This is a genomic window from Corynebacterium sp. NML120713, assembly GCF_001875735.1.
Classification (GTDB): Bacteria; Actinomycetota; Actinomycetes; order Mycobacteriales; family Mycobacteriaceae; genus Corynebacterium; species Corynebacterium pseudogenitalium.
Window position 1 is genome coordinate 99542 of record NZ_MLCR01000006.1, and the last position, 16997, is coordinate 116538.

The following is a 16997-nucleotide window of genomic DNA, read 5'->3' on the forward strand; positions in this document are numbered from 1 at the left end:
CTACTCCCGTCCCGTTTCGATTGCCCGCACGTCGATGGCGTCGGCGGACTGGCTGGCGTACTGCTTCGGTGTTGCGGCAAACGGCCCGCCGGCGGTGCGCAGCCGCACGTCAAGCACCGGGTAGAGCAGGTCAATGATGAGGTTGATGGTCACGTACGCCACCGCAGCGATGAGGACTACGCCCAGCAGCACCGGCGTGTCGCGGTTCGACACGGCGGTGACCACCATGGAGCCCAACCCGGTGCGCCCGAAGACGGTTTCCGTCACCACAGCACCACCGACGAGCTCGCCGAAGAGCAAACCAGCCATGGTCAGCGCCGGCAGCAGCGCATTTCGCAGCACATCGGACCAGAAGATGCGGGTCTCGCTCGCACCGCGCGCACGCGCCACCTGCACGAATGGGCTGCGCTGCACCTCGTCGATGGAGCGGATCAGCACCTGTGCGAGCGGGGCCGCCATCGGGACGGACAGTGTGAGGGTCGGCAGCACGAGCCCCTCGAGCGGGCCGGGGGCGACCACGTTGATCCAGCCGAGTTCAAAGGACACCAGCTGCAGCAGCACAATCGCGATCCAGAACCCTGGCAGCGACACCATCAGCGAGGGCACCGCGCGAAACAGCTCGCCGATGCGTCCGGCGCCGGGCAGCGTCGCGATGAATGCGGTCGCCAGCGCCACGATGATCGCGAGTCCGACCGAGGTCGCGGCCAGCGCGAGCGTGTGCGGCAGTGCGTCGGCAATGAGCTGGCCCACCGGTGTGCCCGTGCGCACCGAGTAGCCGAGACTGCCGGTGAACAGACCCGTCAGCGTCGCCACGTACTGCGTAAGCAACGGCTTATCGACGCCCATCTCCGAACGGATCGCCTCAATCTCAGCCTGGCTGAGTCCCAGTGCCGGGTCAGCGTAGCGGGCCATGACACCGTCGGATGGCAGAGCCGAAAGCAGAAAGAATGCGAGAGTGTAGGTCAGCAGCAGCACGATCAGTGCTTGGCCTACCCGCTTTACGATGTACGGCATGGCGTATCCCCTTCCTGGAGGTAGGCGCTATAGAGCGCAGGGCGTGCAACGGCTTCGACGCCGAATCCGCACAGACGTGGGCTGACGGCGTAGACCTGCGGCTCTTCGAACAGCGGCAGCGTGTAGGCCTGCTCAGTGACGTAGTCCTGGACGGCTTCCACCGCGCGGGCCCGGCCGGCGTCGTCAGGTGTGGAGACCACGGTCTGCAGCAGGTCTTCGAGGTGCTGGTCGATCACGTTGTCATTTTCATCCTGGTTAATGAAGGAGTCTCGGCGCCCAACCGCGTAGTGCGACTCGATGGCGTCGTAGTCCGCCCGGCCGACCATCGTGTGGTAGAGCTGCACCTTGTTCGGGTCCTTCGACGCCACGTTTTGCGTCGAACGGTCGCCGGAGAGCACGGAGAGCTCAATGCCGATGTCGCGCAGGTTGGACTGCACCATCGTCATCACTTCGCGGGCGCGCGGCTGGGTCTGCGCGTAGTTGACGGTCAGGTGCAGGCGTTCCCCGTCCTTGACGCGGATGCCGTCGTTGCCCACGACCCACCCGGCCTCATCGAGGAGCTGCCGGGCAAGCTCCGGGTCGTATGTGTAGGCGTCGCCCTGGTTCTTGTAGCCCAAGCCGGTGGCGGCCACGCTCGAGGTCGCCAGCGGGTAGGAGTCAGAGAACAGGATGCGCAGCAGCTCTTCGCGGTCCACGCTGTGCGTGATCGCGCGGCGCACCCGGATGTCCTGCAGGTACGGGTGCTGCGGGCGCATCGCGATCTGGTTGTTCATCGCGTTCGTGCCGCGGGAGACGATCTGCACGCCGCGGTCTTTCAGGTGGCGCTCGGCGGACGCAGTCACGTCGCGCACGATGTCCGCCTGCCCGGATAGGACCGCGCCGGTGCGCATCGCCTCTTCGGCGGCGAGCCGGTACGTCACGCTGTCCAGCCGGGCGCGGCCCTGGTGTTCGAGGATGGGCGGTGCCCAGTCGTAGTCTTCGCGCGCCCGCAGCTCGATGGAGGTGCCCAGCTCCTCACCGGCGATGACAAACGGGCCGGAGCCGATGATGTTGTGGGCGCTGCCCGGCCCGAAGGACTCGTTGTCGAGCGCCAGGGTGGCGTCGGAAAGCAGCCCGGCGTTGTACACGGAGACCGCTTGCTCGAACCCCGGCGAGGGTGCGGTGAAGTGGAATCGCACCGTGTCTTCGTCGATGACTTCGCCGTAGTCGTAGTTCGAGATCTGCTCGGATGCGTTGAGCAGCCGCTCCTTGTCGCCTTTGCCGTAGAGGTCGAAGTTGGCCACGACGTTCTCCGCGGTGAGCGGCGAGCCGTCGGAGTAGGTGACGTCGGTGCGGATGTCGAACGTGTATACCGTCGCGTCCTCGTTGATCTCCGGCAGCTTCGTGGCGATCCACGGGTGCAGCTCGAGCGTCTCCGGGTCCTGATAGAGCAGTCTGTCTGTTATTTGATTCACGACGCCACCATTCGGGTAGAACCCGGCCGCAGGCGGATAGAGCGAGGTAAACCAGTTCGGCTCCAGGTACGTGATTGCCTGCATGTCCCCGCTTTGCTCTGTTTGTCCTGCACATGCGGTGCATAACCCGAGTAGCGTGGTAGCCGCAAGCAGCGCTCCGGCCTGCGTTCGACGTGTGTGCTTCACTGTTCTCCCTTCGATGAGCGATAACGCTAACACAGATTAGACGGAGCGGTCTCATGCGTCTAGACTAAGCAGTCTAAACGGTCACTGTCGCAACAGGAAGGAACACACAGTGCAGCCAGCAATCGCCATCGTCGGCGCAGGTCCACGCGGCATTTCCATCATCGAACGCGTCGCCGCCACGCTCAACGAATCTAATTCCACCAAGCCGCTGACAATCCACCTCATCGACGACGCCCAGCACGGCGCCGGGCGCGTCTGGGACACCGCACAGACCCACACGCTGTGCATGAACACGCTGGCCGGCGCCGTCACCCTCTTCACCGAGCCCGGCGCGACCGTCACCGCCCCCGTACTCGAGGGCCCCACCATGTACGAGTGGATCCAGCTCCTGCGCGGCGAGCGCGACGCCGTGTCCGCCACCAAGCAATCACTGTTCGACGCCCACCCAACCCCCGACCACGTCACCGCGGACTTCGGCGCGGAGCTGGCTGCCACCCGCCCGGAGTCCAACCCATCCCGCGCGCTGTACGGCGAGTACCTCCACTGGGTCCTCACGGTCGCGCTGGCGCAGCTCCCCGAGCACGTGACCGTCACCAACCACCGCTCCCGCGCGCAGCGCATCACCGCCGAGAACGGCCGCGACGCCATCACGCTTGAGGACGGCACCACCGTCCACGCCGACGCCACCGTGCTCGCCACCGGCTGGGTCGTCCCCGAGCACCCGGTGGCCTTCCGCGGGCACTGGATTCAGCCAGGCAACCCGGTGGAACAGGACGTCGATACGCTGGTTGCTGGCGAAACCGCAATCGTGCGCGGCCTTGGCATGGGCTTTTTCGACCTCATGGCGCTGAGCACCATCAACCGCGGCGGCCGCTTCGTGCCCGCCGACACCCGCTCCGGCCTGCGCTACGAACCCAGCGGTGCCGAGCCACACCTCGTGGTCACCTCGGGCCGCGGCTACCCTTACCTGCCGAAATCCGAGTACCACTCACTGCCGCCCAAGGCGGACCTCTCGCGGCTGCGCGCCGCGATCGAGCAGCACAGCGGCGCCACCTCGGTCAGCTTCGGCGAGCAACTCTGGCCGGCGCTCATCCGCGACTCCTACGCCGCCTACTACACCACGCTTGCGCGCGTACGCCCCGACGCCCTGCGGATCCCGCTTGCGGACATCATCGCGCGCATCGACGCCGCCCCACTCGCCGGCGCCGCCACCCGCACCAGCCTCCTGCCCTGCGCCCGCGCGCTCAACGACACCCTTGCCGACGCCACCACCGACCCCTTCGACATCTCCTACTGGATCGACCCCCTCGCCGGGTGCGAAGGCCTCGACACCGAAAGCCTGAACTGTGTCATCGCCGACGCCCTGGCCCGCGACATCGCCGAGGCCGTCGCCGCCCACGACTCCCCCATCAAGTCCGCCCTGTGGGTGATCTCCGCAGGCCGCAAACCGACCGCCATCGCCGTCGAGAACGGCCGTGGTACCCCGGAGGATCAGCGCGGCGCGCTCTCCGACTACATGGCATTCGGCCAGATGGTCGGCTCCGGTCCTCCGATGTTCCGCTCCCGCGAGCTCCTCGCGCTTATCGACGCCGGCCTGGTCACCCTGCTCGGCCCAACCCCAACCGTCACGCAGTCGGGCACCACGTTCACCGCCACCAGCGCCGAGCGCACCGTCACCGCGGACACCCTCGCAGACGCCTTCCTGCCGTCCCCTAACATCACCCGCGCAGCCGACCCACTGACCGCGTCACTGTTGGAAAGCGAGCGCATCCGCCCCTTCGCGCCCTTCGGCACGCCCACCGGCTCCCCAGAAACCGACGCGGACACCCGCCGCACCATCCACCCCGACGGCACCCTGGACCCGCGCCTGCACATCGCAGGCATCCCCACCGGCAAGCAGTGGGCAGACACCACCATCTCCCCAATGCCCGGCACCGACCCGCGCATGCTGCAGGAAACAGACAAAACCGCACAGTCGCTGCTGCGGCAGGTAGGTGTACGCTAGCCCAGGTCGCGCGCAACCGCCCACCGGGTCAACTGGTGGCGGTTCGAGGTCTGCGTCTTACGCAAAATACTCGACGCATGCGTCTCCACCGTCTTCACGGAAATGAACAGGCGCTGCGCGATCTCCTTGTACGTGTAGCCCCGCGCCAGCAGGCGCAGCACCTCGAGTTCGCGCCGGGTCAGCGAGTCCACCGCCGGGTCGTCCTCCTCGACGACAGGCCTGCTCGCAAACGCATCAAGCACGAACCCCGCCAGGCGCGGCGAGAAGTACGCGTCCCCGCCGCGTACCCGCTCGATGGCCTCCGCGAGCTCCGCGCCCGCGATGTTCTTGGTCACGTACCCGCGGGCGCCCGCGCGGATTAGGGCAATGACGTCTTCGGCGGCGTCGGACACGCTGAGCACCAAGTACGCCGGGCCGGGTGCACGCTTCAGCACTGCGAGGCCGCCGCCGTCGGGCATGTGGACGTCGAGAAGCACGACGTCGGGCTGTGTCTGCTCGATCCCCCGCACCGCCTCGGCGACCGTGCCAGCCTCACCGACGATCTCCACAGCCTGCTGCAGCTCGGCCTTCACCCCAGCGCGGAACACGGAGTGGTCATCCACTAGAAACACGCGAGTCATAGGTCCAACGCTAGTTCAATCTCGGTGCCACTGCTTTCCGACGCCACCACGTGCACCTCTCCCCCAACGCGCTCCACGCGGCCCACGATGGAGTCCCGCAACCCGTGGCGGTCCGTCGGCACTGCCTCAGGGTCGAAGCCCTTGCCGCGATCCCTCACGAACACGGTGAGCCTGCCAGCAAGGTGCTCCGCGTAAACATCAACGGTGTCCACACCGGCGTGCTTTGCCGCGTTGACCATCGCTTCCCTGGCTGCGAGCACGACCGCCTCTGCGCGCTCGCCGAAAGGGATGTCCTCGCCCACCGTGACCGGTTTGATCACGATCCCGTACGCGTCCTCCACCTCGCCGGCAGCCTTGCACAGCGCGGCGAAGGTGGTGGTGTGGTTGGACACGGTGTCGTCGAAAAGCCAGGCGCGAAGCTCACGCTCCTGGCCACGGGCAAGCCGAACCACCTCGTCCGGATCACCAGCCTGGCGCTGAATCAGCGCCAAGGTCTGCAGCACCGAATCATGCAAGCGGGAAGCGATCTCCGCGCGCTGGTCCGCCACCGCCTTCTGCTCACGCTCCGCGACGAGCGAGTTCGCCAACTTCGTAATCAACGGCACCACCAGCACTGCTACCCCCAGCACCGTCACCAGCACAGAGACCACAACCCCGGCGACCCCGCTGCTTTCCCCCATGAGCGCGAGCGCCAGCACCCCACCCATCATGAGCAGCGCACCCAGCGCCAGCGCCGCAAGATTCTTCCATGAGGCCATACCGCGGTCGTAGGCCTGCAACGCGATAATCGCACCCACTATGAGCACGCCAACCACGAACAGCACAGCCGATCCAACGCCCGAGGAGCTCTGCAAGGACATCAGCGCACCCGCAAACCCCACCAGCACAAGGAAAACATCCAGCGCTCCAGGACGCTGCCGGGGCTCGGTACTCTCTGCAACCGGCGCGAACATCCACAAGCCCGTGTACAACAACACGCCAATCCCGCCAGTGAAACTTGCGACGACAAAGAACAGCCGCACCCATTTCACGTCCACCCCGAAGTGGCCAGCAACTCCAGAGGCCACACCCGCGATCACGCGGCGTGAACGGTCCCGGGTCAGCCGGGGATACAACGCAGACATGCACTCATCATGACACGGGCGGCGCCTCGGCCACATCGGGGTAAACCCTGAAATCAAAAATCAGGGTCATTCCCGATACCGTCCACGGGCCCACCACGCGACAATGGAGGCATGGAAACCAACACACTGAAGCGCATGTGGGAGACCCGCCCGCCCCGCATCCCAGAAGACCAGGGCGGTAAGGCTGTCATCGCTGGCGTCTGTGAAGGCATCGGCGCCCGCTACCAAGTCGACCCGACGCTTGTTCGCGTCATCTTCGTAGCACTTGCACTCGTATTTGGCGGCGGACTTTTCCTCTACCTACTGTGCTGGATCAACATGCCACGCTTCGGCATGACCCGCAGCCCGTGGAACTCAATTATCACGCCGAAAGAACAACTCACCGAGCCAGAGAAGAAGGACCGCAGCACCGGTTGGTGGCTACTCATCGGGTTGGTGATCTTCTTCCCATCTGTCTCAGCGGCAGGCGATCTCAACGGGGTGCTCGTTACGTTCGTGTTGTTCGCGCTCGGCTGGTACCTCGCCCACCAGCGCCAGCCGGAGCCGCCGGCAGGACTGCTGGTAATGAACCCCGAGGAGGCGTCGACAAGCGAAGGCCCCACCGTGGATACCTCGCACCTCACCGTGCCCGAAGGCTACGAGCACCCCGGCACGCCCCCCGCGTGGGACCCACTCGGCGCGGCGCCCGGGCTGTGGCACCTGCCCGAGCCAACCGAGCCAGCGCCGGAACAGCCGAAGAAAAAGACACGCCTCTGGCTATGGCTGCCCCTGGCTGTCATCCTCGTCTGTGCCCTGTTTATCACCGGTATTGTCGGCCCCCGGTCCGATATCAAAGTGGGCAGCCGCATCGGTGAAATGCACCACTCATTCGAGGACGCGGCTTCAATCCCCGATCTCAACAACCTCGTTGGAGAAACCACCATCGATCTGAGCAGCCTCAAACCACTCGACGAACCGAAGACCGTGAACATTGCCAACGGCGTCGGCGAAATCGAGATCATTCTGCCCAACAACGTGCCGGTCGACGTCCACTGCGAAGCCACCATCGGCGAAACTACATGCCCCCAGGGCAAGCAAAACGCGGACAAGGACGGCGAGCTCCTCACGATCAACGTGAAGCAGCGCGTCGGGTCCGTGTCCGCGTACTTTGCCGAATAATTCGGCTACCTACTCCCACTCAATGGTGGCCGGCGGCTTGGATGTAACATCCAACACCACGCGGTTGACATCCGCCACCTCGTTGGTGATGCGGGTCGAGATGACCTCCAGCGTCTCGTACGGGATGCGTACCCAGTCCGCGGTCATCGCGTCCTCGGACGCGACCGGGCGCAGCACAATCGGGTGGCCGTAGGTGCGGCCGTCGCCCTGCACACCCACCGAGCGGACATCGGCCAGCAGCACGACCGGGCACTGCCAAATCTGGTCGTCCAGGCCAGCCTTGGTCAGCTCCTCGCGCGCGATCGCATCCGCGGCGCGCAGGGTTTCCAGGCGTTCCTCGGTGACCTCACCAATGATGCGGATGCCCAGGCCCGGGCCCGGGAACGGCTGACGGTTCACGATCACCTCAGGCAGGCCCAGCTCGCGGCCGACCGCGCGGACCTCGTCCTTAAACAGCAGGCGCAGCGGCTCGACCAGCTCGAACTCGACGTCGTCCGGCAGGCCGCCGACGTTGTGGTGGCTCTTGATGTTCGCGGTACCGGTGCCGCCGCCGGACTCAACCACGTCCGGGTACAGGGTGCCCTGCACCAGGTAATCCACCTTGTGGTCCGACAGCACATCAGCCACGGCGCGCTCGAAGGAACGGATGAACTCCGCACCGATCGCCTTGCGCTTGGCCTCCGGCTCGGTCACACCAGACAACTTGTCCAGGAAGGCCTTGCGCTCATCCACGGTGACCAGCTTCGCGCCGGTCGCGGCGACGAAGTCCTTCTCCACCTGCTCGCGCTCACCCTGGCGCAGCAAGCCGTGGTCCACGAACACACAGGTCAAACGGTCACCGATCGCGCGCTGCACCAGCGCCGCAGCAACAGCCGAGTCCACACCGCCGGACAGGCCACAAATTGCGTAGCCGTCGCCAACCTGGGTGCGAACCTGCTCAATGAGCTGCTCCGCAATATTGGATGCCGTCCAGTTCTGCTCCAGACCAGCGATCTCGGTGAGGAAGCGCGTCAGCACCTCCTGGCCGTGCGGCGAGTGCATCACCTCCGGGTGGTACTGCACACCGGCGAACTTGCGCTCCACGTTCTCGAACGCGGCGACCGGCGCACCCTTCGAAGACGCGGTGACCTCGAAGCCCTCCGGGGCCTGCGTTACCGAATCACCGTGGCTCATCCACACCTTGTGCTCCTCCGGCAAGCCGGCGTGCAGCACACCACCCATGACGTTCATCGCCGTGCGGCCGTACTCACGGGCGCCGGTCTGCTCAACCTTGCCGCCGAGCGCCTGCGTCATCACCTGGAAGCCGTAGCAGATGCCGAAGATCGGAATCCCCAACTCGAAAATCTCAGGGTCCAACTGCGGGGCGCCATCCTCATACACGGACGACGGGCCACCGGATAGGACAAGCGCCAGCGGCTGCTTCTCCTTCACCTCCGCAGCGGAGATCGTGGACGGAACGACTTCGGAGAACACGTGCGCCTCACGCACACGACGCGCAATGAGCTGCGCGTACTGCGCACCGAAATCAACAACAAGAACAGGGCGAGTTTGAGCTGTAGTCACGCACCAAATCTTAACCTACGCAGCACCTAATGTGTACGTGAGCCCGATGACAGTGTCCTGCGCACCACATTCCCGCGCGCACAATTCGGGACCTGGGGAAACACCAATGCACCCGGCCGAAATACTGGAATCTGGTGCGGGAATCCCTTCGAAACAACAAAACACCACCCGCCAGGCAGGTGGTGTCTTCAGCGTTGCGGCGTTACAACAGACTACTTCAGCAGCGCACGCAGGTTCTCCAGCGCATCGTGTACCCCGTCAATCGCCGGGTCGGAGCCCAGCTTCTGCGAGGAAGCGTGCAGGCGCTCGATAGAGTTATCAGCAGCCTGGATAGCGCGGTGCACCTGAGCAACAAGCGGCTCGATGTTCTCGCCGAACGGCTCCTGCGCCGTGGTCTGGGACCAGCGACGAATCATCTCGAGCGGCATCTTGGTCAGCTCGGAAATCGAGTTCACCTTCAGGTCCACGCGGTTCGCCAGGGAGGAGTGCAGGAAGACTGCGTCGTCCATCTGCTTCACGTCCACCTCGAGGGCGTCGAACAGCATAGAGAGCACCTCGCCGCGGTTCGCCTCAAGGGAGAAAATCGCGGTCTGCGCAGTATGCAGACGAGCCAGCGCAATCGCCATACGCGCGGACGCCGCCTTCTTCGCCAACTCGCCAGCCACCTCGTTGAGTGACTGCGCGTTCTCGTCGATGATGCCACGCATCGTTGCCCACACCTGCAGCGGTGCAAGCAACAGCGTACGGGCAGCGCCCTCCGCCATGACGTTTTCCATCTCGCCCTTCACACTGTTGGTCACAGCGTTTTCTTCCACCAAAGTCTGGCTGGCCTTTGCCAGTTCTTCGGCGGCTTCCTTAATGGAGGACTGGATTTCCATGAAGCGGTCCAGCTCGCGGTAGAGGCGCTTAGTGGCCTCGTACACCTCGCCGGTGCCCTCTGGAAGGTCGAAGCCCGCTTCCTCACGCGCCAGCACCTCGGCCGGCAGCGCTTCGGCAACGAAGGCGTCGTAATCAGGCACAAGCTCCTGCAGCTTGTCCAAGCCAAGCTCTGCACGGCGGCGACGGCCAACGCCCTCGTGGCGCGCCTTCCACTCAACGTCGTTCACCGCTTGGTACACGTCGCCGACGACCTTGAACAGTTCGGTCATCGGGCGGGTGCGCACCGAGAGGTAGTCGCCATTTGGCAGAGGCGTCACGGTAGCAAACACGTCGTACGCAGAGCCGCTCTTTGCGCGGTTACGGACATAGCCTGCGAACGGTCGGCCGTCCTCAATGACGTCCCACATCAGCTTGAACGCGCCACCAGGCATCTCAATATGGCGAATGAGATTGTGTGGCTTCCCGATCATCTCGACTTCGGGATACTGCGCGTAGTGAATAAAGACCTCATTGACATGGGTCATAATGCCCTTGCTGTCCGTCACCGAGAAGAAGATGTGGTTGACATCAACCTCGTGGTGTGGGCCGTCAGGGGCATCTCGTTTAATAACTACTTCGTAGGCCATATTCGATATATTAGGTCAATCTGTTTACGGGCGGACGGTCACGTCGACCTTTTGGAACGACTTGAGATCAGTGTACCCACATTTCGCCATAATACGGCGCAAACCGCCCACTAAGTTCGTGGCAGCGCCCGAATCGCTCGATGGACCGAACAAAATCTCAGACAGCGGAAGACGATCGCCGAACTCCCAGTTGGCAACCTCGCCGCGCGGGAAGCGCGGGTGCGCAGCCGCCGGTTCCCAGTACGCGCCGCCAGCAGCGGCCTCGTTCGCCTTCGCGAACAGACTGCCTACCATGACGGCGTCGGCGCCCATGGCGAGTGCCAACGCGATGTCTCCGGCGTTCGACGGTGCCGAATCAGCGATGACGTGGACATAACGGCCACCGGTCTCGTCCAAGTAGTCGCGGCGAGCTGCAGCCACGTCAGCAATCGCAGTTGCAAGGGGAACGTCCAGCGCCAGGCCGGAAGAGGAACGACCCGAACCAACAATCACGCCGGCAGCGCCAGCACGCATCAGGTGCGTGGCCGTCGTGTAGTCGAAGACACCACCTGCGATGACCGGAACGTCGAGGGAGCCGATGAACTCCTTCAAGTTCAGCGGTTCGCCACCGGGCTGCACGTGCTCGGCGGAAATCAACGTACCCTGCACGAACAGGATCTCTGCACCGGCCTTGATCACTGCAGGGGCAAGCTCGCGCACGTTTTGCGGGCTCACGCGCACAGCGACGGTCGCGCCCGACGCGCGGACCTGTGCAATGCGCTCACTCAACACGTCCAAATTAATTGGCGCCTGATGGAGCTTCTGCAGCGTTGCCGTAGCCTTGGCAATCTTGCTAGGAATCTCGTGGTAATTCTCCTGCTCGAGGTCCTTGGGATTTGGCGCTTGTCCGCAGACCTCGTTGATCGCCTCTTCGAAGTTCGCGTGGCGGCCCAGGATGCCCTCGGCGTTGAGCACCGCAAGTCCACCCTGCTTACCCATCTCGATGGCGAACTCGGGGCTCGCTAGGGCATCGGTCGGGTGGGATACGAGCGGCATGTCAAAGGAGTAGGCGTCGATGTGCCACTCCGTGTTGACGTCCTTCGACGAGCGGGTGCGCCGCGTCGGAACCAGGGTCAGATCGTCAAGGTCGTAGGCCTTGCGGGCTTCGCGTCCGATGCCAATTTCTACATATTCACGCATGTCAGGTTCTCTCCTTCAGGAGCCAGTCAGAAAGGATTAGTTGTGGTAGTTCGGCGCTGCAACCGTTTGCGTGATGTCATGCGGGTGCGATTCGCGCAAGCCAGCCGTGGTGATTTGGACGAACTGCTTCGTCTGCAGTTCTGCAATCGAGGCGGAGCCGGTGTAGCCCATCGCGGCGCGCAGACCACCAACGATCTGGTGGGTGATGGCGTCGATATCTCCGCGGAACGGAACGCGGCCCTCGACGCCCTCCGGCACCAGCTTGTCCTCGCTGGTGACGTCTGCCTGGAAGTAGCGGTCCTTGGAGAAGGAACGCTTCTCGCCGGTCAGGCCACGGCCCTGCATCGCGCCCATCGAGCCCATGCCGCGGTAGCGCTTGTACTGCTTGCCCCCAACAACCACGACGTCACCGGGTGCCTCAGTGGTGCCTGCGAGCATGGAGCCGAGCATGACGGTCGATGCGCCAGCGGCGAGGGCCTTAGCAACGTCGCCGGAGAACTGCATGCCACCGTCTGCGATGATCGGTACTCCGGCCTTGTGAGCAGGTACGGAAGCCTCCAGGATGGACGTGATCTGTGGTGCTCCGACGCCCGCAACAACGCGGGTGGTGCAAATGGAGCCAGGACCGATGCCGACCTTGATCGCGTCCGCACCGGCATCGATCATGGCCTGCGCGGCTTCGCGCGTTGCCAGGTTGCCGCCGACGACGTCAACGCGGTCGCCGAAGTCCTTCTTCACACGGGACACCATCTCCAGCACGCGGTTGTTATGTGCGTGCGCAGAGTCGACGACGAGGGCGTCGACACCCGCCTCAACGAGCAGCGCGGCACGCTCGTAGGACTCTTCACCAGTGCCGATACCAGCGGCAACAAGCAGGCGGCCGTTCGAGTCCTTCGACGCGTTCGGGTACTGCTCGCTCTTCACGAAGTCCTTCACCGTGATCAGGCCAACCAGCTTGCCTGTCTTATCCACGATCGGCAGCTTCTCCACCTTGTTCGCCGACAGCAGCGCAAGTGCCTCCTGCTTATCGACGCCCTCATCCGCCACAACCAGCGGCATCGGTGTCATCACCTCTGCGACCTTGCGGTCGTAGTCCGGCTCGAAGCGCATATCGCGGTTGGTGATGATGCCCACCAGGCGCTCGTCGGCGTCGATCACCGGCAGGCCCGAGATGTGGAAGCGGCCGCACAGCGCGTCGACGTCACGAATCGTCATGTCTGGTGTGGCGGTCACCGGGTTGGTGACCATGCCGGACTCAGAACGCTTTACGATGTCAACCTGCTCCGCCTGGTCCTGAGCGCTCAGGTTACGGTGGAGCACGCCAATGCCACCCTGGCGCGCCATCGCGATCGCCATCCGCGACTCCGTGACCGTATCCATCGCAGCCGATGCGATCGGGATACCCAGCTTGATGTTGCGGCTGAACTGCGAGCTCGTGCTCACTTCGGCCGGCACAATGTGAGACTCGGCTGGCAGCAGCAGCACATCATCAAAGGTCAAGCCCCGCAGTGCAACCTTGTGCGGGTCATCCCCACCTGTAAGAACTCGCTCGTTTGCCATTGACAACTTCTCCTTCCGCGCGCGGTGTACCCGACATTGGTTTTCAGCCATGATATAACGTCGCGCGACACGACACACAGCGGCGTCGAAAAATCCCAACGCACATGGCTAATTGGCCTTGCTACTCCCCACACAATAGGCTGATCGGTGTGAATTACGACGACATGATGCCACTCGACCCGTTCGCAAACGACCCGAACGACCCGGCATCGTTCATCGAGGACGACGAACAGCCGGAGCCCTTAAGCAGCGAGGAGCGGCAGGCGATCATTCACGACCTCGCCCACGTCCGCGACGCACAACGTATCCTGCGCCCCCGCGGCATCCTCGGGATCTTCTTCATGTGTGAAGACTGCGAGCAGACGCACTACTACGACTGGGACATCATGGAGCAAAACATGATCTCCACGCTCAACAACGCGCTGCCGCCCGTCCACGAACCAAGCGCTAACCCGGACGTCAACGCCTATGTCACGTGGGATTACGCGCTGGGGTACATGGACGGCATCGAGTCCGCCGGGCGCTAGTGCTGCGGCGAGGCTGACGCCGGGGGCTCAACCGGCTTGGGGGAGGTCGTCGCCACTGGCGATTCCGGCGCGGCGTCCTTGCCTGTAGTAGCCGGCACGTGCGCACCGCTCGGTTCCGCACTCACTGTCGGCTGCGCGGAGGAATGCTGCTCGACGGCAGGCTGCTCCGTGACCACCTGCGTCACCGTCACCGGTTCGCGCGGCTCAGGTGTCACCGTCACAGTCACGGTGCGCGTCACCGTCACCTCAGGGATTGTCGACGCCACCGTGGGCTCAGACCCTTGCGTCTTCTTCGCATCCATGGAGTCAAGCAACGCCTTGGCCTGCAGCACCAGGGCACGCACAGCGTCGCCGTTACCCTCATCGCTGGCTACTTCCATCTCGTCGAGCGTGCTCGCAAGCTCCATGACCGACGCACGCTCCCCAAACACGGTTGAGGCTACTGGCCACAGAGGGGAATCAGGAGTCGCGTTGTACAACACTGCCCCACTTCCAGCAACGATTGCGGTGGCTGCTGCCGCGCCCACAAGCCCACTGAGCCACGGGTTCATCTGCTTGCGCGCAGGCGCCGCCACGGGCGCTATGTATGGCGGCTCCGGCATCGGACGCTCGACGTCCTCGCGCAGCGCACCCATCAGGCCCAAAAGCGGATCGGTGCCGTCGCTAGGGTCCTCTCCACGTGACGCTTTGGTCAACAGGGCGTCATCCGCCAACAGCTCATCAAACTGCGGGATACGGTGAGCATCACGTGTCATTTCGCAGACTCCTCTTCTTCAAGGGCCTCACGCAGGCGAGCCAGGGCACGGTGCTGTGAGACACGAACCGACCCAGCTGTCCCGCCAACAATCTCTGCTGTTTCTTCCGCCGAAAGGCCAACAAATACGCGAAGAATAATGATATTTCGCGCTTTCTCATTGAGTACATCGAGCAGCTCGCGCATTTTGTTACTCGCGTCGACATCCAGCGCATATCCCTCTGGATCCGCCTCTTGCGATACCCCATCGGGGATATCTTCGGTGGGCAGCATTCGGTCTCGCGCATAGCTGCGGTGCGCATCCGTCACCTTATTAAATGCAATCCCGTACACGAATGCCATGAATGGCTTGCCCTGGTCCTTATAGGTACTGAGCGCCTTGACTACCGCAAAGCACACGTCCTGAGTGACGTCTTCCGGGGTCGGGGTGCGCCCACCGCCAATGCGGGCGCGGGCGTAGCGCAGCACAAATGGATAAATGAGCGCCACGACGCGCTGCGTCGCCCGATCATCACCGGACTGTGCAGCAGGCAGCAGTTGCGCAAGCTGCGCATTCACGTCATCAGTATCTATACCGCTCATACGCGACGCCCGACTCCTTTCCAGTATCGCCTAAGGGTACAGCGCCGAGCATGCCATTCCCAAAGCCTGACCCATCAGGCACGCAAAAGCCCGAACGGCATGTATCCGTCCGGGCTCCCCTCGTCACAAACACTAATTAGTGCGCGTGACCGTGTGCGTGTTCCTCAACTTCTTCCGGCTTGTTCACCACAGAAACCTCCGTGGTCAGCACCATGCGGGCTACCGAGCAAGCGTTGACAACAGCGGAGTGTGTCACCTTCACAGGGTCAATGATGCCCTGCTCAACCAGGTTGCCGTACTCCATCGTTGCGGCGTTGAAGCCTTCGTCGTTCGCCATGTCTGCGATCTTCGACACAACAACTGAGCCGTCCAGCCCAGCGTTGTCCGCAATCCAGAACGCCGGCTTCACCAGCGCGCGGGCAACCGCCAACACGCCAGTCTTCTGCTCGCCCTCGAAGGTCTCCGCGTATTCCTCCAGGTCGCGTGCGATCTGGACCAGTGCGGAACCGCCACCGGCGATGATGCCCTCTTCGACTGCCGCGCGGGCAGCGTTGATGGCGTCCTCGACGCGCAGCTTGCGCTCGTTGACCTCGGTCTCAGTCGCGGCACCGACGCGGATGACGGCGACGCCACCCGACAGCTTCGCCAGGCGCTCCTCCATCTTCTCCTTGTCCCAGGTGGAGTCCGTCGCCTCGATGTCGCGGCGGATCTGGTTGCGACGCTCCTCGACGTCCTCAGCGGAACCGGCGCCGTCGACAAGCACGGTATCGTCCTTGGTCACGGTGACGCGGCGCACCGAGCCGAGGTCGTCCAGCGTGGCGTCCTTGAGCGCCATGCCGACCTCAGGGTCGATGACGGTCGCGTTGGTCACCACAGCCAGATCGTCCATGAACGCCTTACGACGCTCGCCGAAGTACGGCGACTTCACAGCGACAACCTTCAGGGACTTACGCAGCGTATTCACCACGAGTGTCTGCAGCGGCTCACCGTCGACATCCTCGGCGATGATCAGCAGCGGGACGGAAGCCTCCGCAACCTTTTCCAGCAGAGGCAGAAAGTCCGGCAGCGAAGAAATCTTGTTGCGGACCAGCAGCACGCGGGCATTTTCCAGCACCGCCTGGCCGGCGTCGGGGTCCGTCATAAAGTACGGCGACAGGAAGCCCTTGTCGAAGGACACGCCCTCAGTGACGTCGACGAACGAGTCGATCGTCTGGGACTCTTCGACGGTGACGACGCCGTCCTTACCGACCTTGTCCATCGCACCGGCAACCATCTCGCCGACCTCAGGGTCACGGGAGGAAACGGTGGCGACGTTGGCGATCTCGGCGGAGGAAGAAACCTCCGTCGCGCGCGACTTCAGCTCCTCGATAACTTTCTCTGCCGCAGCCTGGATCCCTTTGTTGAGCTGGATCGGGTTCGCGCCAGCCGCCACGTTGCGCAGCCCCTCCGTGACCAGCGCTTGCGCGAGCAGCGTCGCGGTCGTGGTGCCGTCACCGGCGATGTCGTTCGTCTTCACTGCGACGGACTTCACCAGCTGCGCACCGAGGTTCTCGAACGGCTCCTCGAGGTCGATGTCGCGGGCGATCGTCACACCGTCGTTCGTGACGGTCGGGCCACCCCACGACTTCGAAAGCACCACGTTGCGGCCGCGCGGGCCAAGGGTGACCTTGACGGTATCCGCCAGGGTGTCAACACCCTTCTTGATGCCTTCGCGGGCCTCCTGATGAAAAGCAATAAGTTTTGCCATTGGTGGCTACGCCCCCTTC

The 16997-nt window shown here is 63.9% G+C and carries 14 protein-coding genes; 3 read left to right on the top strand and 11 right to left on the bottom strand.

Annotated elements, in window-relative coordinates:
- On the bottom strand, positions 1-1014 hold the full coding sequence (locus BJP06_RS02840) for an ABC transporter permease (protein ID WP_083433168.1): 1014 nt from the start codon (positions 1012-1014) through the stop codon (positions 1-3).
- A complete protein-coding gene (locus BJP06_RS02845) occupies positions 999-2654 on the bottom strand; it encodes a TIGR04028 family ABC transporter substrate-binding protein (RefSeq protein WP_252930969.1) in 1656 nt (551 codons plus the stop codon). The genes BJP06_RS02840 and BJP06_RS02845 overlap by 16 nt, the downstream gene beginning before the upstream one ends.
- A gap of 109 nt (positions 2655-2763) precedes the next feature.
- Here BJP06_RS02845 and BJP06_RS02850 point away from each other — a divergent pair, with 109 nt between their 5' ends.
- A complete protein-coding gene (locus tag BJP06_RS02850) occupies positions 2764-4659 on the top strand; it encodes an FAD/NAD(P)-binding domain-containing protein (RefSeq protein ID WP_071572752.1) in 1896 nt (631 codons plus the stop codon).
- Here the strand turns inward: BJP06_RS02850 and BJP06_RS02855 are convergent.
- Positions 4656-5279 carry a response regulator transcription factor gene (locus BJP06_RS02855; RefSeq protein ID WP_071567345.1) on the bottom strand — a complete coding sequence of 208 codons (624 nt, stop codon included), beginning with the start codon at positions 5277-5279 and terminating at the stop codon, positions 4656-4658. The two genes, BJP06_RS02850 and BJP06_RS02855, sit on opposite strands and share 4 nt — an antisense overlap.
- Complete coding sequence (locus BJP06_RS02860; protein WP_071572753.1) at positions 5276-6403, bottom strand: ATP-binding protein; 1128 nt, start codon at positions 6401-6403, stop codon at positions 5276-5278. Before BJP06_RS02860 ends, BJP06_RS02855 begins: the two co-directional genes overlap by 4 nt.
- A gap of 111 nt (positions 6404-6514) precedes the next feature.
- Here BJP06_RS02860 and BJP06_RS02865 point away from each other — a divergent pair, with 111 nt between their 5' ends.
- The gene (locus BJP06_RS02865; protein WP_071572754.1) at positions 6515-7561 is read left to right on the top strand and encodes a PspC domain-containing protein; all 1047 of its coding nucleotides are present in this window, start codon (positions 6515-6517) and stop codon (positions 7559-7561) included.
- Positions 7562-7570: 9 nt separating this feature from the next.
- On the opposite strand, the gene guaA is transcribed toward BJP06_RS02865, so the two are convergent.
- The 4 genes from guaA to guaB form a co-directional block, all read right to left on the bottom strand.
- Entirely contained in the window at positions 7571-9124 is a 1554-nt protein-coding gene (gene guaA, locus BJP06_RS02870; protein ID WP_083433169.1) for a glutamine-hydrolyzing GMP synthase, read from the bottom strand.
- A gap of 212 nt (positions 9125-9336) precedes the next feature.
- The gene (locus BJP06_RS02875; RefSeq protein ID WP_070477610.1) at positions 9337-10629 is read right to left on the bottom strand and encodes a PAS domain-containing protein; all 1293 of its coding nucleotides are present in this window, start codon (positions 10627-10629) and stop codon (positions 9337-9339) included.
- A gap of 24 nt (positions 10630-10653) precedes the next feature.
- Complete coding sequence (locus tag BJP06_RS02880) at positions 10654-11808, bottom strand: GuaB3 family IMP dehydrogenase-related protein (RefSeq protein WP_070363034.1); 1155 nt, start codon at positions 11806-11808, stop codon at positions 10654-10656.
- A gap of 36 nt (positions 11809-11844) precedes the next feature.
- Positions 11845-13368, bottom strand: coding sequence for an IMP dehydrogenase (gene guaB, locus BJP06_RS02885; RefSeq protein WP_071572756.1), 1524 nt, complete (start codon positions 13366-13368; stop codon positions 11845-11847).
- Between the two features lie 104 nt (positions 13369-13472).
- On the opposite strand from guaB, the gene BJP06_RS02890 reads away from it, so the two are divergent.
- Positions 13473-13895, top strand: a complete 423-nt coding sequence (locus tag BJP06_RS02890) for a DUF5319 domain-containing protein (protein WP_070363036.1) — start codon at positions 13473-13475, stop codon at positions 13893-13895.
- Here the strand turns inward: BJP06_RS02890 and BJP06_RS02895 are convergent.
- The 3 genes from BJP06_RS02895 to groL form a co-directional block, all read right to left on the bottom strand.
- Complete coding sequence (locus BJP06_RS02895) at positions 13892-14650, bottom strand: hypothetical protein (protein ID WP_071572757.1); 759 nt, start codon at positions 14648-14650, stop codon at positions 13892-13894. The genes BJP06_RS02890 and BJP06_RS02895 overlap by 4 nt on opposite strands.
- Positions 14647-15231, bottom strand: coding sequence for an RNA polymerase sigma factor ShbA (shbA, locus tag BJP06_RS02900; RefSeq protein WP_070477602.1), 585 nt, complete (start codon positions 15229-15231; stop codon positions 14647-14649). Before shbA ends, BJP06_RS02895 begins: the two co-directional genes overlap by 4 nt.
- Positions 15232-15367: 136 nt before the next feature.
- Positions 15368-16978 (bottom strand): chaperonin GroEL, encoded by a 1611-nt coding sequence (groL, locus tag BJP06_RS02905; RefSeq protein WP_070477601.1) that lies wholly within the window; start codon positions 16976-16978, stop codon positions 15368-15370.
- Positions 16979-16997 lie beyond the last annotated feature (19 nt).